The organism is Pseudonocardia hierapolitana, assembly GCF_007994075.1.
GTDB lineage: Bacteria > Actinomycetota > Actinomycetes > Mycobacteriales > Pseudonocardiaceae > Pseudonocardia > Pseudonocardia hierapolitana.
In genome coordinates, this window is sequence record NZ_VIWU01000001.1 from 7,393,976 (window position 1) to 7,416,303 (window position 22,328).

General features: G+C 73.4%; 21 protein-coding genes. 14 read left to right on the forward strand and 7 right to left on the reverse strand.

Going from position 1 to position 22,328, the window contains the following annotated elements; all coding sequences use genetic code 11:
- Positions 1–10 precede the first annotated feature (10 nt).
- Positions 11–1,552, reverse strand: coding sequence for an amidase (locus FHX44_RS34915; protein WP_147259674.1), 1,542 nt, complete (start codon positions 1,550–1,552; stop codon positions 11–13).
- Positions 1,553–1,664: 112 nt separating this feature from the next.
- On the opposite strand from FHX44_RS34915, the gene FHX44_RS34920 reads away from it, so the two are divergent.
- From FHX44_RS34920 to pucL, 5 genes are all read left to right on the forward strand, one after another.
- Positions 1,665–3,602: an ABC transporter ATP-binding protein gene (locus FHX44_RS34920; protein WP_147259675.1), complete on the forward strand. Its 1,938-nt coding sequence runs from the start codon at positions 1,665–1,667 to the stop codon at positions 3,600–3,602.
- 163 nt (positions 3,603–3,765) lie between these two features.
- Positions 3,766–5,655: a 2-oxo-4-hydroxy-4-carboxy-5-ureidoimidazoline decarboxylase gene (gene uraD / locus FHX44_RS34925; RefSeq protein WP_147259676.1), complete on the forward strand. Its 1,890-nt coding sequence runs from the start codon at positions 3,766–3,768 to the stop codon at positions 5,653–5,655.
- Complete coding sequence (gene uraD / locus FHX44_RS34930) at positions 5,652–6,134, forward strand: 2-oxo-4-hydroxy-4-carboxy-5-ureidoimidazoline decarboxylase (protein WP_147259677.1); 483 nt, start codon at positions 5,652–5,654, stop codon at positions 6,132–6,134. Before uraD (FHX44_RS34925) ends, uraD (FHX44_RS34930) begins: the two co-directional genes overlap by 4 nt.
- A gap of 79 nt (positions 6,135–6,213) precedes the next feature.
- Positions 6,214–6,528 carry a hydroxyisourate hydrolase gene (gene uraH, locus FHX44_RS34935; protein WP_425469211.1) on the forward strand — a complete coding sequence of 105 codons (315 nt, stop codon included), beginning with the start codon at positions 6,214–6,216 and terminating at the stop codon, positions 6,526–6,528.
- 5 nt (positions 6,529–6,533) lie between these two features.
- The gene (pucL, locus tag FHX44_RS34940; RefSeq protein ID WP_147259679.1) at positions 6,534–7,391 is read left to right on the forward strand and encodes a factor-independent urate hydroxylase; all 858 of its coding nucleotides are present in this window, start codon (positions 6,534–6,536) and stop codon (positions 7,389–7,391) included.
- Between the two features lie 10 nt (positions 7,392–7,401).
- Here the strand turns inward: pucL and FHX44_RS34945 are convergent, their stop codons facing one another.
- Complete coding sequence (locus FHX44_RS34945; protein WP_147259680.1) at positions 7,402–8,307, reverse strand: alpha/beta hydrolase; 906 nt, start codon at positions 8,305–8,307, stop codon at positions 7,402–7,404.
- A gap of 234 nt (positions 8,308–8,541) precedes the next feature.
- On the opposite strand from FHX44_RS34945, the gene FHX44_RS34950 reads away from it, so the two are divergent.
- Together FHX44_RS34950 and FHX44_RS34955 are read left to right on the forward strand one after the other, a co-directional pair.
- On the forward strand, positions 8,542–9,384 hold the full coding sequence (locus tag FHX44_RS34950; RefSeq protein ID WP_212612787.1) for a helix-turn-helix domain-containing protein: 843 nt from the start codon (positions 8,542–8,544) through the stop codon (positions 9,382–9,384).
- 21 nt (positions 9,385–9,405) lie between these two features.
- Positions 9,406–9,606, forward strand: a complete 201-nt coding sequence (locus FHX44_RS34955; protein ID WP_147259681.1) for a DUF397 domain-containing protein — start codon at positions 9,406–9,408, stop codon at positions 9,604–9,606.
- A 202-nt stretch (positions 9,607–9,808) separates the two neighbouring features.
- Here FHX44_RS34955 and FHX44_RS34960 read toward each other — a convergent pair whose 3' ends face one another.
- The 5 genes from FHX44_RS34960 to FHX44_RS34980 all read right to left on the reverse strand — a co-directional run bounded on the left by FHX44_RS34960 (position 9,809) and on the right by FHX44_RS34980 (position 14,476).
- A complete protein-coding gene (locus FHX44_RS34960; protein ID WP_147259682.1) occupies positions 9,809–10,363 on the reverse strand; it encodes a GNAT family N-acetyltransferase in 555 nt (184 codons plus the stop codon).
- Positions 10,360–11,097 carry an alpha/beta fold hydrolase gene (locus FHX44_RS34965; protein WP_170309159.1) on the reverse strand — a complete coding sequence of 246 codons (738 nt, stop codon included), beginning with the start codon at positions 11,095–11,097 and terminating at the stop codon, positions 10,360–10,362. Before FHX44_RS34965 ends, FHX44_RS34960 begins: the two co-directional genes overlap by 4 nt.
- A 154-nt stretch (positions 11,098–11,251) precedes the next feature.
- Complete coding sequence (locus tag FHX44_RS34970; RefSeq protein WP_147259684.1) at positions 11,252–11,833, reverse strand: TetR/AcrR family transcriptional regulator; 582 nt, start codon at positions 11,831–11,833, stop codon at positions 11,252–11,254.
- A gap of 82 nt (positions 11,834–11,915) precedes the next feature.
- Positions 11,916–12,803, reverse strand: coding sequence for a DUF4394 domain-containing protein (locus tag FHX44_RS34975; protein WP_170309160.1), 888 nt, complete (start codon positions 12,801–12,803; stop codon positions 11,916–11,918).
- Between the two features lie 119 nt (positions 12,804–12,922).
- On the reverse strand, positions 12,923–14,476 hold the full coding sequence (locus FHX44_RS34980) for a PucR family transcriptional regulator (protein WP_147259685.1): 1,554 nt from the start codon (positions 14,474–14,476) through the stop codon (positions 12,923–12,925).
- Positions 14,477–14,570: 94 nt separating this feature from the next.
- Between FHX44_RS34980 and FHX44_RS34985 the strand changes: the two genes are divergently transcribed.
- From FHX44_RS34985 to alc, 7 genes are all read left to right on the forward strand, one after another.
- Positions 14,571–15,443 (forward strand): FAD binding domain-containing protein, encoded by an 873-nt coding sequence (locus tag FHX44_RS34985; RefSeq protein ID WP_147259686.1) that lies wholly within the window; start codon positions 14,571–14,573, stop codon positions 15,441–15,443.
- Position 15,444: 1 nt separating this feature from the next.
- The gene (locus FHX44_RS34990; RefSeq protein WP_147259687.1) at positions 15,445–15,909 is read left to right on the forward strand and encodes a (2Fe-2S)-binding protein; all 465 of its coding nucleotides are present in this window, start codon (positions 15,445–15,447) and stop codon (positions 15,907–15,909) included.
- Positions 15,906–17,240, forward strand: a complete 1,335-nt coding sequence (locus tag FHX44_RS34995) for an 8-oxoguanine deaminase (RefSeq protein ID WP_147259688.1) — start codon at positions 15,906–15,908, stop codon at positions 17,238–17,240. The genes FHX44_RS34990 and FHX44_RS34995 overlap by 4 nt, the downstream gene beginning before the upstream one ends.
- Positions 17,237–19,567, forward strand: coding sequence for a xanthine dehydrogenase subunit D (gene pucD / locus FHX44_RS35000; RefSeq protein WP_147259689.1), 2,331 nt, complete (start codon positions 17,237–17,239; stop codon positions 19,565–19,567). Before FHX44_RS34995 ends, pucD begins: the two co-directional genes overlap by 4 nt.
- A 12-nt stretch (positions 19,568–19,579) precedes the next feature.
- The gene (locus FHX44_RS35005) at positions 19,580–19,948 is read left to right on the forward strand and encodes an allophanate hydrolase-related protein (RefSeq protein ID WP_342793313.1); all 369 of its coding nucleotides are present in this window, start codon (positions 19,580–19,582) and stop codon (positions 19,946–19,948) included.
- The gene (gene allB / locus FHX44_RS35010) at positions 19,945–21,252 is read left to right on the forward strand and encodes an allantoinase AllB (RefSeq protein WP_147259691.1); all 1,308 of its coding nucleotides are present in this window, start codon (positions 19,945–19,947) and stop codon (positions 21,250–21,252) included. Before FHX44_RS35005 ends, allB begins: the two co-directional genes overlap by 4 nt.
- 71 nt (positions 21,253–21,323) lie before the next feature.
- The gene (gene alc / locus FHX44_RS35015; protein ID WP_246170753.1) at positions 21,324–22,304 is read left to right on the forward strand and encodes an allantoicase; all 981 of its coding nucleotides are present in this window, start codon (positions 21,324–21,326) and stop codon (positions 22,302–22,304) included.
- The last annotated feature ends 24 nt before the right edge of the window (positions 22,305–22,328 follow it).

Sequence of the window (22,328 nt, forward strand, 5' to 3'; positions counted from 1 at the left end):
GCTCGTCGGATCAGGTGCGGGCCGTTGCGGCGTGCGGCGCCGGGAAGCCGCCGACCGCCTGCTCGAACGCCTGTGCCACGCGGAGTACATCGGCGTCCGCGAAGTGCCTTCCGATGATCATCATCCCGGCCGGGAGGCCGCCTGCGAGACCGGCGGGCACGGAGCACGCCGGGTGGCCCGTCACGTCGGTGACGCAGGTGTTGGCGATCATTTCGAGGGCCCGCGGGATGACCTCCTCGCGCGGGGCGTCGGGCGCGGGCAGTGCGGTGGCGCGCAGCGGAAGCGTCGGCATGACGAGCACGTCGTAGCGGGCGAGGGCCGCGTCGTAGGCGGCGCGCAGCCGCGGCACGAGGTTGCGGGCCATGGCGTAGTACCGGCCGTGGTGGCGGTCGACGGTGTACCCGCCTGCCAGCAGCACGAGCTTGACGGTCTCGGAGAACCGGCTGCCGTCGGCCCGCCAGCCGCGGCCGTAGTGCTCGATCACCTCCGGGTCGTAGAGGCCGTCCCGGTTCATGCCGTAGCCGTTGCCGTCGACCATCTGGTTCATCGCGCCCTCGGTGGCGATGACGTCCCAGATGCGCGCCCCGTGGGCGTGCCAGGGGATCGAGACCTCCTCCGCGGTGAGGCCGGCGCCGCGCAGGACGTCGACGCCCGCACGCACCGCGTCGTCCACCTCCGGTTCGGAGTTGGGGTGGCCGAAGCCCTCGGTGACCACGCCGATCCGCATGCCCTCCGCGCCCCGGTCGAGCGCACCGACGTAGTCGTCGGGCACGAGGTCGCGCGGCTGGCGCGGGTCGAGCCCGTCCGGGCCGGCCATGACCGACAGCATGAGCGCTGCATCGGCCACCGTGCGGGTCATGGGGCCGACGTGGTCGATGGTCTGCTCGATCGGGAACGCCCCGGTGTAGGGGACGAGGCCGTAGGTGGGCTTGTGGCCGACGATGCCGCTGTACGCCGCCGGGATGCGTACCGAGCCGCCCTGGTCGCCGCCCGTGGCGAGGTCCACGACGCCCCCTGCGACCAGCGCGGCGCTCCCGGAGGACGACCCGCCCGCGGAGCGGCGCTCGTCCCACGGGTTGCGCACGGGCGCCGGGCGGGAGGTGTGCGAGCCGCCGGAGAAGCAGAGGTCCTCGCAGACGGCCTTGCCGGCGATCGTCGCGCCCGCGGCGAGCAGGCGGCTGACGACGGCGGCGTCGCGCAGCGGGACGTAGCCCTCCAGGTAGGGCGAGCCGTTCATCATCGGCACGCCGGCGACGGCGGTGTTGTCCTTGACGGCGACGGTGCGCCCGGCGAGCGGGCCCTGCCCGCCCTCGGTGATGTCGGTGGTGACGTACCAGGCGCCGTACGGGTTGTCCGCGTCCTGCGGCCGCTGCCACGCGCGCTCGGGGGCCGAGGGGGCGGTTTCGCCGTAGAGCTCCTCCACGACGTTCCAGGAGGAGAGCAGCCCGTGGACGAACGGGCCGAACGATTCGATGTCGGACTCGGAGAGGCCAAGGCCGCGGCGCTGGGCGGCGGCGTCGAGGGCGGCGCGGTCGGGCGGGTCGAGGGGCATGGCGACCTCCTGCTGAGCGGGTGAACCGACCGTAGTACGTGCCCGGGAGTAGAGCGGGGCATCAGCGTGTTGGAACCTCCGGATGCAACGGTGTAAGTGAAGGGGGCCGTGGATGGATCGGCCGATGGGGATGCTGCGCGGGGTCGTACGCGGCGCGGACGCGCCGAAATCGATCAAGAAGGGCACGATCCCGCGGATCTGGGCGTTCGCGCGGCCCTACCGCCGCTGGCTGCTCGCGTACCTGGTGCTCACGGTCGTCTCGGCGACGGTGGGCGTGCTCACGCCCGTTCTCGCGGGCCGGGTGGTCAACGCGATCGTCGCCGGCGGTGAGGCGTCGGCGGCCGCCGCCACCGTCGTCGGGCTCGCGGCGGGCATCGCGACGCTCGCGATCGTCGAGGCCGTCGTCGGGCTGGTCTCACGCTGGTTCTCCTCCCGCATCGGTGAGGGTCTGATCGTGGAGCTGCGGCGGGCGGTCTTCGCGCACGTGCAGCGGATGCCGGTGGCGTTCTTCACCCGCACCCGCACCGGGGCGCTCGTCAGCAGGCTCAACAACGACGTGGTCGGCGCCCAGTCCGCGGTCACCTCGACGCTCGCGACCGTGCTGAGCAACAGCGTCCAGCTCGCGCTCGCGCTCGGCGTGATGATCTCGCTCGCGTGGCAGGTCACGCTGCTCGCGCTGGTGCTGCTGCCGATCTTCGTGATCCCCGCACGCCGCTTCGGGCGCCGCCTCGCCGACCTGCGCCGCGAGGCGGCCGACCTCAACGCCGGCATGGGCAACCAGATGACCGAGCGGTTCTCCGCGCCCGGCGCCACGCTGGTGAAGCTGTTCGGGCGGCCCGAGGAGGAGGAAACCGAGTTCGGCGAGCGCGCCGAGCGCGTCCGCGACATCGGCGTGCGCACCGCGATGGTCTCGCGCGTCTTCGTCACGGCGCTGTCGCTGGTGTCCGCGCTGGCGCAGGCGCTGGTCTACGGGCTCGGCGGCTGGCTCGCCGTCACCGGCCGGCTCGAACCGGGCACCGTCGTCACGCTCGCGCTGCTGCTCACCCGCCTCTACACGCCGATGACCGCGCTCGCGAACGCCCGCGTGGACGTGATGACCGCGCTGGTGTCGTTCGAGCGCGTCTTCGAGGTCCTCGACCTGAAGCCCATGATCAGCGAGCGGCCGGGCGCGGTCGCGCTGCCGGACGGCCCCGTCGACGTGCGGCTGTCCGGGGTGCGCTTCGCCTACCCCAGCGCCGACCAGGTCTCGCTCGCTTCCCTGGAGGAGGTCGCCGTGCTCGACACCCGCGGCGGCGAGGAGGTGCTGCACGACGTCGACCTCGAGGTGGGCGCAGGGCAGCTGGTGGCGCTCGTCGGCTCGTCGGGCGCCGGGAAGTCGACGCTCGCGTCGCTCGTCCCGCGGCTCTACGACGTGGATGCGGGCTCCGTGCAGCTCTCCGGCATCGACGTGCGGGACCTGACGTTCGCGTCGCTGCGCGGCGCGGTCGGCGTCGTCACGCAGGACGGGCACCTGTTCCACGACACGATCCGCGCCAACCTGAGCTACGCCGCGCCCGGCGCGACCGACGCCGAGATCGTCGACGCGCTGCGCCGCGCCCGGCTCGGTGACCTCCTCGACTCGCTGCCCGACGGGCTCGACACTGTGGTGGGGGAGCGCGGCTACCGGCTCTCCGGCGGCGAGCGCCAGCGCCTGACCATCGCCCGCCTGCTGCTCGCCCGGCCCCGCGTGGTGATCCTCGACGAGGCCACCGCCCACCTCGACTCCGAGTCCGAGGCGGCGGTCCAGGAGGCACTGGCCGAGGCCCTCGACGGGCGCACCGCGATCGTCATCGCGCACCGGCTGTCCACCGTCCGCGCCGCCGACCAGATCGCCGTGCTGGAGCAGGGCCGGATCGTCGAGCGCGGCACCCACGACGAGCTGCTGGCACTCGACGGGCGCTACGCCCGGCTGCACCGCACGCAGTTCGCCCTGGAGCCCTCCGGTGACGGCGTCGACTGCGGGGTCCCGGGCTGCACCGTCCGGCACCGGGAGGGGCACCTGGTCGGCTGACGCCGCGAGCGCGTCCACAGCCGGGACGCGTGCGGCTTGGCGGATCCTCCAACGGCGGCAGGCTCCCCGGCCCGGGCTTCGTGGCTTCAGCGGGTGTCACCGGGCACCCTGCGGCGGTCATGGTTTCGGCGTCCCTCCGCCGCCGCGCACAGCGAGGTGCACCATGCCGCGACGCCTGCCACGCCGTCCCCATCCCGTCGACGAGGTGCTGCCCGCCGGCAAGCTCGCCGTGTACGGGTTCCAGCACGTGCTCGCGTTCTACGCGGGCGCGGTGATCGTGCCGATCCTGCTCGCCGGCGCGATCGGCCTGTCCGACCGCGACCTCATCCACCTGATCAACGCCGACCTGTTCACGTGCGGGATCGCCTCGATCATCCAGGCCGCCGGGTTCTGGAAGATCGGTGTGCGGCTGCCGCTGCTGCAGGGCGTCACGTTCACCGCCGTGTCGCCCATGATCGCGATCGGGCTCGCGGCAGGCGGCGGAACCGACGGGCTGCTCGTGATCTACGGCTCGGTGATCGTCGCCGGGCTCGCCACGTTCCTGATCGCGCCGTTCTTCGGCCGGATGATCCGGTTCTTCCCGCCGGTCGTCACCGGGTCGGTCATCCTGATCATCGGGCTCGCGCTGCTGCCGGTGGCCGCGCTGGACGCCGTCGGCGGCGGCTCCGACCCGCAGCCCGGCAATCCCCGCCACCTCGCCTACGCGCTCGGCACGCTCGCCGTGATCGTGGCGATCCAACGGCTCTTCCGCGGGTTCATGGCCACGGTCGCCGTGCTGATCGGGCTCGTGCTCGGCACGTTCGTGGCCTGGCTCCTGGGTGATGCGCGCTTCGACGCCGTGGGCGAGTCGGCCTGGGTCGGTGTTACCACCCCGTTCCATTTCGGGTGGCCGCAGTTCAGCTTCGCGGCGATCGTGTCCATGATCGTGGTCATGCTCATCACCGCGGTGGAGACCACCGGGGACGTCTTCGCCACCGGCGAGATCGTCGACAAGCGGGTCGGGCGGGAGGACGTCACCCGCGCGCTGCGCGCCGACGGCCTCGCCACGACGATCGGCGGCGTCCTCAACTCCTTCCCCTACACCTGCTTCGCCGAGAACGTCGGCCTCGTGCGGCTCACCCAGGTCAAGAGCCGCTGGGTGGTGGTCGCCGCCGGCGCGTTCATGATCGTGCTCGGGTTGCTGCCGAAGGCCGGTGCCGTCGTCGCCGCCGTCCCGCACCCGGTGCTGGGCGGCGCGGCGCTGGCGATGTTCGCGACCGTGGCGGTGGTGGGCATCCAGACGCTCTCCCGCGTCGACTTCCACGACCACCGCAACGTCGTGATCGTCGGCTCCAGCGTCGGCCTCGCGATGCTCGTCACCGCGCAGCCGGATGTGGCGGGCGCGGTGCCGGCGTGGGCGCAGATCGTGTTCGGCTCCGGCATCACGCTCGGCAGCCTCACCGCGATCGGGCTCAACCTGGCCTTCCACCACACCCGGCGCCGCGAGCCCGAGGCGGCGGGAACCGTGCGGCTGGAGGAGGTCAACCGGATGAGCCGGGAGGAGTTCGTGGCCACGTTCGGGCGGCTGTTCCAGGGCAGCCCGGAGCTGGTGGGTCGCGCGTACGACCGGCGACCGTTCGCCGACCCCACCAACCTGCGCTCGGCGTTCCAGGAGGCCCTCTTCTCGGCGCCGCACGCGGAGCAGCGCGCGCTCATGGCCACCTACCCCGACCTCGGCGCCGACCGCGTGGCCGACGGCGAGGAGGGCGAGGAGTCCGCCCGCGACCAGGGCAGCGCCGGCCTCACCCGGCTCGCCGACGAGGACCGGGAGGAGTTCGCCGCGCTGGCCGCGGCCTACCGGGAGCGGTTCGGGTTCCCGCTGATCGTCTGCGTGCGTGACTCCGGGTCCCGCGAGCGGGTGCTCGCCGAGGGCCGGCAGCGGCTGGCGAACTCGCCCGCCCAGGAACACGCCGCCGCGCTGATCGAGATCGCGAAGGTGGCGGGCCACCGCTTCGCCGACCTCGTCGCGGGCGCTCCCGGCGTCGGCACCCGCGCGAAGGTGTTCGGCCGATGACACTCGACGAGTGGAACGCCCTCGACGCGGCCGCCGCCGAGCGCGAGCTGCGCCGGGTGTGCGCGGCGCCCCGCTGGGCACGGCAGGTGGTGGCGAGCAGGCCGCACCCGGACCTGGCATCGCTGCAGGCCACCGCCGAGGTCGCGCTGAGCGACGCCGACCTGGACGAGGCGATGGCCGGCCACCCCCGGATCGGCGACCGGACGGCAGACGGCGCGTCCCGGCGCGAGCAGAGCGGCGTCGCGGGCGCGGACCCCGAGGTGCTGGCCGCGCTCGCCGAAGGCAACCGGGCCTACGAGGAGCGCTTCGGACACGTCTACCTGGTCTGCGCCACCGGCCGCAGCGCGCAGGAGCTGCTCGACGTCCTGCGCGCCCGGCTCGGCAACGACCCCGCCACCGAGCGCGCCGTCGCGCTCGCCGAGCTGGCGGCGATCAACCGGCTGCGCATCGCGCGGCTGGTCGGGGAGGAGCCTGCATGAGTGAGCGTCAGCGAGCGAATCATCAGCACAGCGTCCACGCGAAGCGTCGCCTGAGCGTCAGCGAGGGCGCCCGGTGAGTCTGTCCACGCACGTCCTCGACGCGTCCCGCGGAACACCGGCCACCGGCGTCACCGTCCGGCTCGCGACGACGGACGGCCACGAGCTCGCCTCCGCCGTCACCGACGCCGACGGGCGCGTCCGGGAGCTCGCCGCCGAGCTCCCGGCGGGCGACTACCGCCTCACGTTCGCCACCGGGGAGTACTTCGCGGCGAACGGACAGAAGGGGTTCTACCCCGAGGTGGTCGTCACCTTCACCGTCACCGATGCGGGGCAGCACCACCACGTGCCGCTGCTGCTGTCCCCCTACGCCTACTCGACCTATCGCGGGAGCTGACTGCAATGTCGAACAACAGGGCAATCGTCCTGGGCGCCAACCAGTACGGGAAGGCGGAGAACCGCCTCGTCCGGATCTACCGGGAGAACGCGCGGCACGAGATCCGCGACGTCACCGTGTCCACCGCGCTGCGCGGCGACTTCGCCGACGCGCACCTGCACGGCGACCAGTCCAAGGTGCTGCCCACCGACACGCAGAAGAACACCGCCTACGCGTTCGCGAAGGAGCACGGGCTGCGCGCCATCGAGGAGTTCGCGCTCACCCTGGCCCGGCACTTCGTCGACGACGTCGAGCCGGTGCGCGGCGCCCGGATCGCGGTCGACGAGTTCGCGTGGGAGCGCGTGCCCGTCGGCGGCGAGGGCCACGACCACACGTGGGTGCGCCGCGGCCCCGAGGTGCGCAGCACCGTCGTCGACGTCTCGGACGGGGGCACCGAGGTCGTCTCGGGCCTGCGCGACCTGGTGCTGCTCAAGTCGACCGGCTCGGAGTTCCACGGCTTCCTGAAGGACCGGTACACGACGCTGCCCGAGACCGACGACCGGATCATGGCGACGGCACTCGTCGCGCAGTGGCGCTACTCGGGCGTTGAGGTGGACTGGGACAAGACGTGGGCCGACGCCAGGCGGATCCTCCTGGAGAAGTTCGCCACCGTGCACTCGCTCGCGCTGCAGCAGACGCTGTGGGAGATGGGCCGCGGAGTGCTCGAGGCGCACCCGGAGATCGCCGAGATCACCCTGCAGGCGCCCAACAAGCACCACTTCACCGTGGACCTGTCGCCGTTCGGCCTGGAGAACCCCAACGAGGTGTTCTACGCGGCCGACCGCCCGTACGGGCTGATCGAGGCGACGGTCACGCGAGGGTGACGGCCGATTCTCAGGCACCCGCTCCGAGGTGCTCGACGAACCAGTCGCGGGCCGGACCGCTGGCCCGGTCGAACCCGGCGACGTACGCGTCGAAGTGCCCGCCGGGCAGGATCACCAACTTCTTCGGCTCGCGGGCGCGCTCGTAGGCGTCGATGGCCAGGCGCGCCGGCGTGAGGTGGTCATCGCGGGCGACGAGCATGAGCAGCGGGGTCGGGCTGATCCGGCCGATGTAGCTCTCGGGCTCGTATTCGCCGAGCATCTCCACGGTGCGGAGGGTGACTTCGTTGCGCCAGGCCGGGGCGCGGGTCTTGCCGGTCTCGGTGAACCACGTCCAGGAGTCCGCCGTGGGCAGTGCCGACGGCGCCAGGGGGTTCTCCGCCACCACCGGCACCATGGCCGGTGGGTCCCCGGCGAACCGCGCCGCCCGGTCGGCGTCGAACTGGGCGCGGAACCCGGCGCGGAAGTCGGCGCGCACCAGCTCGCCGATATTGGCCGACCCGCTGACCAGCGGGACCTGGGTGACCACGGCCTTGACCCGCCGGTCGATCGCGCCGAGGACGAGCGCGTGCCCGCCGGAGTAGCTCGATCCCCACACCCCGATTCGCTCCGGGTCGACCTCGTCGAGCGTGCCCGCGTAGGTGATGGCGTGGCGGTAGTCCCGCACCTGTTGCCACGGGTCGATCTCCTGGCGCGGCTCACCGTCGCTGTCCCCGAAGTTCCGGTTGTCGAACACGAGCGCGTTCAGCCCGGCGGCGGCGAAGACCTCGGCGAAGGAGTCGAGGTACATCTCCTTCACCGCGGAGAACCCGTGCGCGAGCACGACGGTCGGGGCGCGACCCGACACCCCGTCGGCGCGGTAGAACCACCCGCGCAGGATGACGCCCTCGGCGTCGAACTCGATGTCACGTCGTCCCATCACGACCTCCCGGTCCCGCCGCGGGCCACACCAGTGTGATCTCGGTCTCATGACCGTATGCGACGGTAGCGCGGTGGACGGGTCCCGTCAGGCCGTCCCGCGGGCGACGTGGGCCCCCGGCCTGCCCTCGATCGCGCCGTGGCCGGAGTCCGCCGCGGGAATCGCCGCGGCGGGATTCCCGCTCCCGGGTTCTCGCGTGCCACGATCCGTGATCGAGTCGGAGCGGGGGGTCACGTGACGCGGCACGAGGGGTCGATGGTCCGGCGGCGGGTGCTGGCCCGGCAGCTGCGGCTGCTGCGCGAGGAGGCCGGCTTCACCCTGGAGGAGGCGGCGCCCAAGCTGGACTTCTCGGTGAGCAAGCTGTCCCGGATCGAGAACGCCCAGATCCTCATCGACGTCCACTGGGTGCGGGGCATGCTCGACCTGTACGACGTGGGTGGGGATCGGTGGACCGAGCTGGTGGAGCTGGCTCGGGAGGCCAACCAGCCGGGGTGGTGGAAGGCCTACGGGCTGGGCAACAACAGCTACATCGCCTTCGAGACGGAGGCCAGGCGTGTCCACATCTTCAGCCTCGGTTACGTCACGGGACTGCTCCAGACCGCCGACTACGCCCGGGCACTGATGGTCGCGGTCCCGGTGCGGCGCACCCAGGAGCAGCTCGACAACGAGGTCGCCGCGCGGGTCTACCGCCAGCAGCGATTGACCTCGGCGGACAACCCGCTGCAGCTAGTCACGGTGATCGACGAGTCTGCGCTCCACAGAACTGTGGGCGGCGCTGAGGTCCGGCAAGCGCAGCTCGATCACCTCATCACGCTCGCCGGGCTCGACACGGTGACGCTTCACGTGCTGCCGGCGTCCGCGGGCGCACACGCCGGGCTCGCGTCGGGGTTCACGATTCTCCACTTCGGGGACCTGGGCGAGCCGGACATGGCTTACGTCGAGCACTCCCTCGGGGCCTTGAGTCTCGACAAGGCCGGAGACGTCGCGCGGGCTAGGCTGACGTTCGAGCGCTTGTCGTCCGACGCGCTCGACCCGGCCGAGTCGCTCGTGCTGATCCGTCGGCTGGCCGGGAGGTGAGCCCGTCCGAAGGAGAAGGCCGTGCGTGACGACGAGCTCCGCTGGTTCACGAGCAGCTTCAGCGGCGGCAACGGTGAAGGGTGCGTCGAGGTGGCGTTCCTGCCCGGAGCGGTGGCGGTGCGCGACACGAAGGACCGCGCGCTTCTTCCGCACCGCTACCCGGCCACGTCGTGGGTGGAGTTCCTGGCCGCCGTCCGGGCGGGCGAGTTCTCCGCCCGTTGATCGTCGCGAGCCACACGTCAGCGCTCGGAGGACAACGCTGACGCACTGCTCGCAGTCGGTGATCGCCGTCAGCAGCACAGCAGCGCCGTTGGGGCAGCGGTGGCGTGCGCCTTGCCGCGGTCCCCAGGGTCCGTCGCCTGCTGGATCCGCGGATTCGGGTCGTCAGCCGCACGTCAGTGCTCCGGGGGAGCGCTGGGGGCCGCTAGCGCACCAGGTCGGCGAGGAGGTCCTCGTGCGTCACGGTCCAGGCCGCCGGGCCGATCGGGGCCACGAACTGCACGGTCTCCCCGTCGAACCACGGCCGTGCCCAGGGCAGGACGCTGCGGGCGAGTCGTTGCATCGCCACGTTCTCCGGCAGGATCGAGCCGCGCAGCTCCGTGTAGCCGATCTCCTCTGCCACCGCTGCCAATGCGGTGAGCAGGCGCTTGCCGATCCCGCGCCGCTGCCAGGCGTCCACCACGGCGACGGCGACGTCGGCCGTGCCGTGCCCCGGCCCGAAGACCTGGGCGAGCCCGATCGGCCCGAGGTCGCGCACCTCGGCGACGACGGCCGCGTGGCGGGCGCCGTCGATGTCCACCAGCCGGGCGCGCACGGAGTCCGGCAGGCGCGGCACGGGGGAGTGGAAGCGCAGGTAGCGGCTGCGCGGGGACAGGCCCGCGAAGACCGCCTCGACCGCGGCCTCTGCGCATGCGCGGTCCAGCGGGTGGACGAGCGGTTCGGGGGACGGAACGCCTGCGGGGTGGGGAGACGGGGTCATGCCGGCCGCCGGGCGGTGCGCGCGTCGGTCACGAACCGGACGGCGTCGTCGATCACGCCCGCGTCGCGGAGCAGCCTGCGGTGACCGAGGCCCTCGGTGAGCATCAGCCGGGCGCCGGGCCAGGCCTCGGCGATCGCGCGGCCGTGCTCGGGCCCGACCTCCCGGTCCTGCGCGTCGTGCACCACGAGCGTGGGCGGCACGGGCGTCGAGCGGTGCAGCGAGGGGACGTGGAAGGTCTGCCACGGCAGTCCGACGCGCCGCACGACGGCCCGCTCCAGTCCGGCCCGTACCCGCGGGCCGGCGCCGATCTGCTGCACGAACCGGTCGAGCACCCGGCGCGGGTCGGCCGTCGGCGCGAGCAGCACGAGTGCACCCGGCCGCAGCCCCGTGCGGATGGCGTGGGCCGCGACGGCGCCGCCCATCGAGTGGGCGATCACCGCATGTGGCCTGCCGTGCTCGGCGACCACGGCGCGCAGGGCGTCGGCGAGTTCCGGGATCGTGGTCGAGCGCGGACCGTGGGCGCCTGCGGGCGAGGCGCCGTGGCCGGGGCCGTCGAAGGCGATCACCCGGTGCCCGGCGGCGACGAGCGGCCCGACGAACGCACCCAGCTGCTCGGACCGCCCACCCCAGCCGTGCACGAGGTAGACGGGCTCGCCCGCGCCCCAGGTGACGGCGTGCAGGGCGCGTCCCTGCAGCTGCACCCCGGCGGCCGTGCCCGGCGGGAGTGCGGGCAACCGGTCCCGCGGAATCGGCGGCGGGATCGTGAACCAGGTCCGGGCCGCGAACCTCGCCGCGACGGCCGGGGCCCATCGCTCACCCCACGAAAAAAGACGAACGATCGTGCTATTTTTTGGCGACACGGGGATGGTCCCTCCGGATCGGTGGTGGTCAGGCGGCGGCGGTGGCGAGGAGGAGGTCGAGCGCGCGCTTGGCGCGGTCGGCGGCGTTCGAGTCGCCGAGCAGGCGGCTCGCCATGTGGAAGGAGAGCATCACGCCCATCACGTCCTGGGCGAACTGGCGCGGGTCGGCGTCCGGGCGGAAGTGGCCCTCACCGATGCCGCTGGTGAAGACCGTGGCGAGGGTGTCGGACCAGTCCCGCTGCACGCGCACGAGGCTCTCGCGCACCGGTCCGGGCTGGTCGTCGAGCTCGAACGAGGCGGCGACCAGCGGGCAGCCGCCCTCGACGGAGTCCCATTCGAGCCAGCGTTCGAACAGGTCCCGCACCCGGGGCTCGCCCCGCGGCGCCTTGAGCGCGGGCCGGATGACGTCGTCGACGAACCGGTCCCTGCTGTGCTCGAGGACCTGCAGCTGCAGCGACTCCTTGGAGCCGAAGTGGGCGAAGAGGCCGCTCTTGCTCATGCCGGTCTGGGTGGCGAGCGAGCCGATCGTGAGCCCGGTCAGGCCGACGCGGCGCGCCAGCCGGCTCGCCTCGTCGAGGATGACCCAGCGGGTCGCCTCGCCCTTGCTCATGCACGCAGTTCTAGCACGATCGTTCGTTCTGGTCCAGGGGTCGGCGAGGCTCAGCTGAGCCTCGCCGACCCGGTGGTCCGTGCTACCGCAGTGCCACCGCGATGTCGGTGACGGTGCCGTCGAGGGTGCCGATCCGGGTGGCCGCGCCGGTGAGCAGGTCGACCGAGTGCAGCTCGTACCCGCTGCCGACCTTCAGCGTGGCGTAGCCGGTGTTGACGCCGTCCGGGTCGGTGTGGATGTCGAAGCCCCACCCGGCGTCGGGATCGACGCCGAGGCTGCCGGTCGGGGCGAGCGTGCCGCCGTTGGCCGGGGACTGCAGCGAGATCCGGCCGACCTTGGCGTCGAGCACGAACAGCGACGTCGCGGTCGTGTCCTCGGTGTCGTTGTTGGTGTAGGCAGCGGACACCACTCCGGTGGCCGGCACGGTGCCGGTGGCGGGTGCCTGGGCCGGGTTGGTGAGTTCGGTGTCCGCGACCGTATCGGGCAGCGGCGTCGTCGCGAACGGCTGGCGCAGGTTCTGCCCGGTGTCGCTGATGATCCGCAGCGCGTTCGCGGCGGGGTTGAAGTCGACGCCGAACACCTCGCCGTCCAGCGGCACCGACAGCTCGCCGACTCTGGTGGCGGTGCCGGTCTCGGTGAGCGAGTACAGCCCGCCCTCGTCCCCGACGCCGTAGAGCTTGCCGTCCTGGACGCGGTGGTCGATACCGATCAGCCGGGTGTCCCCGTCCAGGCCGGAGACCGTGGCCGGTTCTCCGGTGGCCGTGGGGTCGGCGGTGGTGAAGCGCACCAACGATTTCCCGTCGACCAGGCCGACGACGTCCACGGCGGCGGCGGCGCCGGCGGCGGGTCTGGATGGGTCGCCGACGGGCGCGGCGGCCGCGGCGGGCGTGGTCGGGGTGTTGCCGGCACACGAGGCGGTCGCGACAAGGGCCGCGCCGGCGATCAGGGCGGTTTTCCACCATGTGTACATGGAGATCTCCAAGTGTCGGGGAGCGGATCTCTCCGGTGGGTACGGAAGGGAGCTTTCATGCGTTCACGGAGCGGGGGAGCGCGCCGTCCAAGGGACGTTCCTGCGCGCCCGGCGGGAGATCAGAGCGAACGGAGCGCGAGGTACACGTCCACCCGGTCGGGGAGCTCCGCGAGGTTGCGGCCCGTGAGCTCCTCCACTCGGCCGATGCGGTAGCGGACGGTGTTGACGTGCAGGTGCAGGCGCTGGGCGGCCCGGCTCCACGAACCGGAGCACTCGAGGAACGCCTCGAGGGTCTCGCGCAGGCCCGCGCCGTTGCGCGCGTCGTAGTCCAGCACGGGCTCCAGCACGCGGACCGCGAACGCGCGGCGCAGCTCGTCGGGCACGGCGGCGAGCAACGCCACGTGCGAGGTGACCTCGGAGCCGGTCACGACGTGCACCGGGCCGGGGCGACGAGCGGCGAGCTCGCGGGCGTGCCGGGCCTCCTGCAGCGCGCCGGAGAGGGCCTCGATCGGCGCGGGACGGCTCACGCCCACCGTGAGCCGGTCGGAGCCGAGCCCGGGCGCGAGCCGGCGCAGGGCGGTGCCGAGCACGGCGTCGGTGGGTGCGTCGGGCGGGCCAGCGGGCAACAGCGCCACCGCCATCTCGTCGTGCACGCCGACCGCAGGGGCTCCGACGTGCGTGGCGGCGTCGACGAGCACCGAACGGGCGGTCTGCACGCGGTCGGGTGTCCCGAAGCCGGCCACCGCGACGACCAGTGGCGCGTCCGGGTCGAGGCCCGCCTGCCGCAGCCGCACGGCCGCCTCCGGCCGGTGGGCCGAACCGGCCGCGATGAGCCCGATCGCGTCCTCGGCGATCTCGCGGGCGAGCCGCAGGCCCTCGCCGCGACGGGCCCGGTCGAGCGCGGTGATCGCCACCAGCTCGCCGACGATGTCGCCGACCTCCGCCTCCCAGCCGGTGCAGTCGCCGTCGGCGGCCACGAACCACGACGTGATCCGCTCCTCCGACGCGGGCCCCACCGGGAACACCGATCGCCCGGGGCCCGGCACGGTGCCGGGGACGACCGCCGGGAGCCGGTCCGCGGTGAGGAACGCCGTGACGGCGGCGTCCAGGTCGTCGCCGGTGAGCGGCGCCGGACCCGCCACGACGGCGCGACCCGTGGCGGACAGCACCCGGATCGCCACCCCGGTGGACGCCGAGACCTCGGCGGCCAGCTCGTCGAGCCCGAGCCCGCCCGCGACCGCGGAGAGCAGTCGGCGCTGGCGGCCGAGGGTGAGCGCGAGCCGGTCGCCGCGCGCGGCCGTCAGCGCGCCGACCACCAGCTCGGTGACCGCCGCGAACGACACCTCCTCCGGCACGGCGATCAGCGGGAGGCCGTGGCGGCGGCAGGCCTCGACCAGGTCGTCGGGGATGCCGTGGAACACCGCCTCGCCCGCGGCGAGCGCCACCGCTCCGGCGCCGGCGACGGCGGCGACGAACCGCTCGCTGTCGGCGGGTCCACCCCGCCACACCAGCCCGCTGATCACCAGCTCGCCGCCGGACAGGTAGCGGGCCGGGTTGATCAGGTCGGTGGTGTAGACCCACCGGACCGGCCGGTCGAGGGCGTCCGGGGCGCTGCCGGCGTGCAGCAGCCGCAACCCCAGTGCGGGGTGGGCCAGCAGGTCGCGCAGCTGCATTGGAGGAACCTACAACCCGTTCGGGGTCCCGGCTCGGGCGATTCGTCACCGCGGCGACTTCTGCGCGTCGCAGCGGAGCGCTGTACTTCACGGCATGGACTTCCTCGCGCCGACGACGTGGGCCGACGCCCTCGCGGCGAAGGCCGAGCAGCCGGACGCCGTGCCGGTGGCCGGCGGCACCGACGTGATGGTCGAGATCAACTTCGACCACCGCCGCCCGCCTGCCCTGCTCGACCTGACCCGCGTGCCCGAGCTGCAGGAATGGGGCGTCGAGGAGGACGGGCGGGTGCGCCTGGGCTCCGGCGTCACCTACACCCGCGTCATCGACGAGCTGGGCGACCGGCTGCCCGGGCTCGCGATCGCCGCGCGGACCGTCGGTTCGCCGCAGATCCGCAACCGCGGCACGGTGGGCGGCAACCTGGGTGCGGCCTCCCCGGCCGGGGACAGCCACCCGCCGCTGCTCGCGGCCGACGCCGAGATCGAGGTCGCGTCCGTGCGCGGAGTCCGGCGCATACCGGCCGCGGAGTTCTACACGGGCGTCAAGCGCAACGCCCTCGCCCCGGACGAGCTGATCGCCGCCGTGCTCATCCCGCCGGCCGCCGGACCGCAGCAGTTCTGCAAGATCGGCACCCGGAACGCGATGGTGATCGCGGTGTCGGCGTTCGGGCTGGCCCTGCACCCGCAGCGGCAGGCCGTCGGCACGGGCATCGGGTCGGCGGCACCCACTCCACGCCGGGCCCTCGCCGCGGAGGATTTCCTGGCCGGCGAGCTGGCCGCCGCCGGCCTGTGGGAGTCCCGCGGCGCGCTGCCCGAGGGACTCGCCGTGGAGTTCGGGCGGAAGGTCCGCGACGCCGCCGCCCCCATCGACGACGTGCGCGGCACCGCCGCGTACCGGCTCCATTCCTTGTCGGTCATGGCGCGCCGCGCCGCCACCTGGGCATGGGACGACTACCGGAGGGCCGCCTGACATGAAGATCGAACTGACGATCAACGGTGAGCGGCGCGAGGCCGACGACGTGTGGGAGGGCGAGAGCCTGCTCTACGCACTGCGCGAGCGGCTCGGCCTGCCCGGCTCGAAGAACGCGTGCGAGCAGGGCGAGTGCGGCTCCTGCACGGTCTACCTCGACGGCACGCCGGTCTGCTCGTGCCTCGTGGCGGCGGGGCAGGCCAACGGTCGTGAGGTCACCACCGTCGAAGGGCTCGGGTCCGGTGAGGACCTGCATCCGGTGCAGCAGGCGTTCCTGGAGCGCGGGGCCGTGCAGTGCGGCTTCTGCACCCCGGGCCTGATCGTCTCCACGCACGACCTGCTGCAGCGCAACCCGCGCCCGTCCGACCCGGAGATCCGGGAGGCCCTGGCCGGGAACCTGTGTCGGTGCACGGGCTACGAGAAGATCATGGATGCCGTCCGGACCGCGGCGGAGGCGGCGCAGTGATCATCGAAGGGGCGCACGTCGTCACCGTCTCCGGTGAGGAGTTCCCGGACGGGTACGTGGTCGTCGAGGACAACCGGATCACCGCGGTGGGCGCGGGACCGGCGCCGGAGCGCTCGGGCCGGGTCGTCGACGGTCGCGGTTGCCTGCTCACGCCGGGGTTCGTGAACACCCACAACCACCTCTACCAGTGGGTGACGCGCGGCCTCGCCGTCGACGCCACGCTCTTCGAGTGGCTCACCACGCTCTACCCGGTGTGGGCCGGCATCGACGAGCGCGCGGTGCACGTCGGAGCGAGCGGGGCGCTCGCCCAGCTCGCGCGCACCGGCTGCACGACCAGCACCGACCACCATTACGTCTTCCCGCGCGAGGGCGGCGACCTGCTCGGCGCCGAGATCACCGCGGCCAGGGAGGTGGGCCTGCGCTTCCACCCGACCCGCGGCTCGATGGACCTCGGGCAGCGCGACGGCGGACTCCCGCCCGACCACGTCGTCGAGGACCGCGATGCGATCCTCGCCGCCTCCGAGGCGGCGATCGACCGCTGGCACGACCCGTCGCCCGGCTCGATGCTGCGGATCGGCCTCGCGCCCTGCTCGCCGTTCTCCGTGACCGGCGAGCTCATGCGCGAGGCCGCAGAGCTCGCCCGGCGCCGTGGTGTGCGGCTGCACACCCACCTCGCCGAGACCCTCGACGAGGAGGAGTTCTGCCGCGAGCGGTTCGGCTGCACCCCGCTCGAGTACGTGGAGAGCCTGGGCTGGACCGGCGAGGACGTCTGGTTCGCCCACGCGATCCACCTGGACGACGCGGCCGTCAAGAAGATCGGCGACACCGGCACCGGCGTCGCGCACTGCCCGTCCTCCAACGCCCGGCTCGGCGCAGGCATCGCCCGCACCAGGGACCTGCGCGACGCAGGCGCCCGCATCGGCCTCGGCGTGGACGGGGCGGCGAGCAACGAGGCCGGGAGCCTCCTGGAGGAGGTCCGGCACGCCGTGCTCTTCGCCCGTGCCGTCGGCGGCCCCACCGCGCTGTCCGTGCGGGACGGCCTCGAACTGGCCACGCTCGGCGGCGCCGCGGTGCTCGGGCGCACCGACGAGCTGGGCTCCATCGAGGTGGGCAAGCTCGCCGACCTCGCGCTCTGGCGGATCGACGGGCCCGCGCACGCCGACGTCGCCGACCCGGTTGCCGCGCTCGTGCTGGGCGCCCCGCCACCCCTGGAACTGCTGCTCGTGGACGGGCGCCCGGTCGTCGAGCGCGACCGGGTACTCACCGTCGACGCCGACGCGCTCGCCCGCGAGGCCGAGGCCGTCCACCGCGAACTGCTGGAGAAGGCATGACCAGTACCGAGACATCTGCTCCGGGGACATCGGCCACGGGAATCCGCACGTCGGGCCGCATCGGGGACAGCCCGCTGCGCCCGGACGGCACGCTGAAGGTCACCGGCGAGTTCGCGTACGCCAGCGACCTGTGGCACGACGACATGGTCTGGGGCGTCACCCTGCGCAGCCCGCACCCGCACGCCCGGATCGTGTCGATCGACATCGGCGAGGCACTGGCCGTGCCCGGCGTGTCGGCCGTGCTCACGGCGGGCGACGTGCCCGGCGAGAACTCCGTGGGATTGGAGCACCAGGACACGCCGGTGCTCGCCGGGGACGTGGTCCGCTACCAGGGCGAGCCGGTGGCGCTCGTCGCCGCCGACCACCCCGAGACCGCCCGGCGGGCGGCGAAGAAGATCGTGGTGACGTACGAGGAGCTGCCCGCCGTCACCGACCCGCGCAAGGCCCTCGACCCGGACGCTCCGCAGGTGCAGCCCGGCGGGAACCTGGTGCGGCACCTCAAGCTCCGGCGCGGGGAGGAGAACCCGAGCGCGCCGGTCGTCGTCGCGCTCGACTTCGAGGTCGGCATGCAGGACCAGGCCTTCCTCGGGCCCGAGTCCGGGCTCGCCGTGCCGGCCGAGGACGGCGGCCTCGACCTCTACGTCGCCACCCAGTGGCTGCACGTCGACCAGCGCCAGGTCTGCCGCGCGCTCGGGATGGGGCCCGAGAAGGTGCGCCTGCACCTCGCCGGGGTGGGCGGGGCGTTCGGCGGGCGCGAGGACTTGTCGATGCACGTCCACGCCTGCCTGCTCGCCCTGCACACCGGCAAGCCGGTGAAGATGAGCTACTCCCGTGAGGAGTCGTTCTTCGGGCACGTGCACCGCCACCCCGCGTGGCTGCACTACGAGTTCGGTGCCGAGCGCGACGGCACGCTCGTCTACGCGAAGGCCGATCTGCTCTTCGACGGTGGCGCGTACGCCTCGTCGACGCCCGCGGTCGTGGGCAACGGCGGCACGCTCGGGCTGGGCCCGTACCGGATCCCGAACGTGCGCGTCGACGCCCGCGGCGTCTACACCAACAACCCGCCGTGCGGCGCGATGCGGGGCTTCGGCTGCGTGCAGGCCGCGTTCGCGCACGAGGCGCTGATGGACGAGCTCGCCGACACCGTCGGCGTCGACCGGGTGGAGATCCGCGCCCGCAACGGCATGTGCGAGGGCGATGTCAACATCACCGGCCAGCTCATCGACTCCGCCGCGCCCGTGGCCGAGCTGATCCGCAAGGTCCGCGACCTGCCCCTGCCGCCCGAACCGGGATCCGAGCGCGACCTGCGGGACCTGCCGGGCGGGGTCTCCAACACGACGCACGGCGAGGGCGTCGTGCGGGGTGTCGGCTACGCCGTGACCTACAAGAACGTCGGGTTCTCCGAAGGCTTCGACGACTACTCGACGGCCAGGGTGCGGCTGCAGATGATCGGCGGCGAGCCGGTGGCCACCGTGCAGACGGCGGCGGCCGAGGTCGGCCAGGGGCTGATCACCGTCGAGCAGCAGATCGTGCGCACCGAGCTGGGCATTGACCGGGTCGTCGTGGCGCCCAAGGACACCACCGTCGGATCCGGCGGCTCCACCTCGGCGTCCCGCCAGACCTACGTCACCGGCGGTGCGGTCAAGGCCGCCTGCGAGAAGGTGCGGGCCTCCGTGCTGGAACGGGCGGGCGAGCAGCTCGACCGGCCCAGCTTCGGCCGGTCCCGGCTCCGGCTCGACGGGGACAAGATCGTGTCGGAGGAGGGTGAGGTGCTCACCGACCTCGCAGCGGTCCTCGGTGACGACGCCGTGGAGGAGACCGTCGAGTGGCGCCACCGGCCCACGGAGGCGATCGACCCGGAGACCGGGCAGGGCACCGCGCACGTCCAGTACGCGTTCTCCGCACACCGGGCGGTCGTGGACGTCGACGTGGAGCTCGGCCTGGTCAAGGTCGTCGCGCTGGACACCGCGCAGGACGTCGGCAAGGCGATCAACCCGGACGCCGTGATCGGGCAGATCCAGGGCGGAAGCGCACAGGGCATGGGCCTCGCGCTGATGGAGGAGGTCGTGGTCGCGGACGGGATCGTCAAGAACCCCTCGTTCACCGACTACCTGATCCCGACGATCCTCGACATGCCGCCGATGAAGATCGAGGTTCTCGAGTACGCCGACCCGCACGCCCCTTACGGTGTGCGTGGGGTCGGCGAACCGCCGACGATCTCCAGCGGCCCCGCCGTCGCGGCCGCGATCCGGGAGGCGACGGGGCGCGCGCTGCGCCGCGTCCCGATCCGGCCGGAACACATCGTCGAATCCGCAGCGGGGGTCTGAACAGTGCCACGGATGTTCCTGAACGGCACCGCCATGTCCGGCGGAGCCGATCACCACCTCGTGGGTGACGCCCCGCTGGTGGCCCGCACCACCACGGCGCCGCGCTACCGGTTCCACGCCGTCGGGGGGAAGTACCCGGCCCTCGAGGACGTCGGGGAGGGCGGCGCGGCCGTCGAGGGCGAGGTCTACGAGCTGTCCTACGAGCAGCTGCGCGAGGTGCTGCTCCCCGGCGAGCCCGACGGGCTGGAGCTCGGGGTCGTCGAGCTGGCCGACGGCAGCGGGTCGCTCGCGATGATCCTGCGCCGCGAGTACCCGCAGCTCCCACCGCTGGAGGACATCTCCGAGCTCGCCAGCTGGCGGGCGTTCCAGGAGAAGCAGTGATCGTCTTCCGGGCGCGGCGGGCCGTCGTCGACGGTGCCGAGCGGCCGTCCGCCGTGCTGGTCTCGGGCGACCGGATCGAGGCCGTGCTGCCGTACGACCTCCCGGTGGATGCTCAGGAGGTCGTCCTCGCGGACGACGAGGTGTTGCTGCCGGGCCTGGTCGACACCCACGTGCACGTCAACGAGCCGGGCCGCACCGAGTGGGAGGGCTTCGCCACCGCCACCCGGGCCGCGGCGGCGGGCGGCGTCACGACGATCGTGGACATGCCGCTCAACTCGCTGCCGCCCACCGTCGACGTGGCCGCGCTGCAGACCAAGCGGGAGGCGGCCGACGGGCAGTGCGCCGTGGACGTCGGTTTCTGGGGCGGGGCGATCCCCGGCAACGCGGGCGAGCTGGCGAAGCTGCACGCCGAGGGCGTCTTCGGCGTGAAGTGCTTCCTCCTCGACAGCGGGGTGCCGGAGTTCCCGCCGCTCGACGCCGACGGCCTGCGAGCCGCGCTCGCGGCCGTCGCCGAGTACGACGGGCTGCTCATCGCCCACGCCGAGGACGGCGACGCGGTCCGCCCCGCATCCGGGCGCCGTTACGCCGACTTCGTCGCGTCCCGGCCACCCGAGGCGGAGGACGGGGCGATCGCGACCCTCCTGCGGCTGGCCCGCGAGACCGGCGCGCGGGTGCACGTGGTGCACCTGTCGGCGGCGTCCGCGCTGCCGCAGCTCGCCGCCGCCCGGGCCGAGGGGCTGCCGGTGAGCGTCGAGACCTGCCCGCACTACCTCGCGCTCACCGCCGAGGAGGTGCCCGACGGCGACACCCGGTTCAAGTGCTGCCCGCCGGTGCGGGAGGCGGCCAACCGGGACGCGCTGTGGCAGGGCCTCGCCGACGGCGTGATCGACATGATCGTCTCCGACCACTCGCCGTCCCCACCCGACCTCAAGCACCTCGACACCGGCGACTTCGGCACCGCGTGGGGCGGCATCGCGTCGCTGCAGGTCGGGCTGCCGGTCGTGTGGACCGAGGCGCGCCGGCGCGGCCACGGGCTCGCGCGGGTCGTCGAGTGGATGGCCCACGCGCCCGCCGCGCGCGTCGGGCTCGGACGCAAGGGCCGCATCACCGCGGGCGCCGACGCCGACCTCGTCGTCTTCGCGCCGGACGAGCCGTACACGGTGGGGGAGCTGCACCACCGGCACGCGGTCACCCCGTACGCGGGGCGGGAGCTCACGGGCGTGGTGCGCCAGACGTGGCTGCGCGGCGCCCCGGCCGACGGGACGCCGCGCGGGCGGCTGCTGCGACGAGGAGAGAGCTGGTGAGCGAGCTTGCGAGCGAGCCGATGTCACAGCGCCGACGCGAAGCGTCGGCCGAGCGTCAGCGAGGCCGTGCGTTGAGCGATTTCCGGGAGCTGCCCGATCTCGCGCTGCGTTCACTCGGCGGCGCGGTCGTGTACGCCAACGACGACGCGTTCGCCGCGAAGGAGAACCTGATCACGCCGGGCCGGCCGGCGTTCGACCCCACCACGTTCGGCTCCCAGGGCAAGGTCTACGACGGCTGGGAGACGCGCAGGCGACGCTCCCCGGGGCACGACGAGGCGGTCGTGCGGCTCGGGGCGTCCGGGGTGGTGCACGGGGTCGTGGTCGACACGGCCTGGTTCACGGGCAACTACCCGCCCGAGATCGCGGTGGACGGCGCTCGCGCCGACGGTCTCGTCGACATGGCCGCGCTGGAGTGGGAGCCGCTCGTGCCCCGCTCGCCGGTGTCGGGCGACTCCGAGAACGCCTTCGCGGTGGAGAACCCGCGCCGGGTCACCCACGTCCGGCTGCGGATCTTCCCCGACGGCGGCGTCGCCCGGCTGCGGGTGCACGGCGAGGCGCTTCCCGACCCCGACCAGCTGGACGCGCTCGGCACAGCCGACCTCGCCGCCCTCGAGAACGGCGGCCGCGTGGTGGCCTGCTCGAATGCGTTCTACGGATCGCCCAACAACCTGCTGCTGCCCGGCCCCGCCCGCACGATGGGCGAGGGCTGGGAGAACGCCCGCCGCCGCGACGACGGCAACGACTGGGTCGAGGTGGCGCTCGTCGCCGAGGCGGAGCTGGTGCTGGCCGAGCTCGACACGAGCTGGTTCCTGCACAACGCGCCCGGTTGGGCCGCGCTCACCGGTCGCACCGCCGACGGCGACACCGTCGAGCTGCTGCCCCGCACCCCGCTGCAGCCCGACACCCGCCACCGCTTCAGAGTCCCTGCCGCCCCGGTCACGCACGTCCGCATGGACGTGTTCCCCGACGGCGGCATGGCCCGCCTGCGTCTGCACGGCCGCCTCACCGAGGCCGGCCGCGCGGAGCTGGCTGCCCGCTGGTCCCAGCCCTGATTGCAGCATGGCCACCTTCATGCA

What these genes read in the sequence shown, in the direction of transcription:
- FHX44_RS34915 (WP_147259674.1), bottom strand. Translation starts at nt 1,552, where the DNA reads ATGCCCCTCGACCCGCCCGACCGCGCCGCCCTCGACGCCGCCGCCCAG.
- FHX44_RS34920 (WP_147259675.1), top strand. Translation starts at nt 1,665, where the DNA reads ATGGATCGGCCGATGGGGATGCTGCGCGGGGTCGTACGCGGCGCGGAC.
- uraD (WP_147259676.1), top strand. Translation starts at nt 3,766, where the DNA reads ATGCCGCGACGCCTGCCACGCCGTCCCCATCCCGTCGACGAGGTGCTG.
- uraD (WP_147259677.1), top strand. Translation starts at nt 5,652, where the DNA reads ATGACACTCGACGAGTGGAACGCCCTCGACGCGGCCGCCGCCGAGCGC.
- pucL (WP_147259679.1), top strand. Translation starts at nt 6,534, where the DNA reads ATGTCGAACAACAGGGCAATCGTCCTGGGCGCCAACCAGTACGGGAAG.
- FHX44_RS34945 (WP_147259680.1), bottom strand. Translation starts at nt 8,307, where the DNA reads ATGGGACGACGTGACATCGAGTTCGACGCCGAGGGCGTCATCCTGCGC.
- FHX44_RS34960 (WP_147259682.1), bottom strand. Translation starts at nt 10,363, where the DNA reads ATGACCCCGTCTCCCCACCCCGCAGGCGTTCCGTCCCCCGAACCGCTC.
- FHX44_RS34970 (WP_147259684.1), bottom strand. Translation starts at nt 11,833, where the DNA reads ATGAGCAAGGGCGAGGCGACCCGCTGGGTCATCCTCGACGAGGCGAGC.
- FHX44_RS34975 (WP_170309160.1), bottom strand. Translation starts at nt 12,803, where the DNA reads ATGTACACATGGTGGAAAACCGCCCTGATCGCCGGCGCGGCCCTTGTC.
- FHX44_RS34980 (WP_147259685.1), bottom strand. Translation starts at nt 14,476, where the DNA reads ATGCAGCTGCGCGACCTGCTGGCCCACCCCGCACTGGGGTTGCGGCTG.
- FHX44_RS34985 (WP_147259686.1), top strand. Translation starts at nt 14,571, where the DNA reads ATGGACTTCCTCGCGCCGACGACGTGGGCCGACGCCCTCGCGGCGAAG.
- FHX44_RS34990 (WP_147259687.1), top strand. Translation starts at nt 15,445, where the DNA reads ATGAAGATCGAACTGACGATCAACGGTGAGCGGCGCGAGGCCGACGAC.
- pucD (WP_147259689.1), top strand. Translation starts at nt 17,237, where the DNA reads ATGACCAGTACCGAGACATCTGCTCCGGGGACATCGGCCACGGGAATC.
- FHX44_RS35005 (WP_342793313.1), top strand. Translation starts at nt 19,580, where the DNA reads ATGTTCCTGAACGGCACCGCCATGTCCGGCGGAGCCGATCACCACCTC.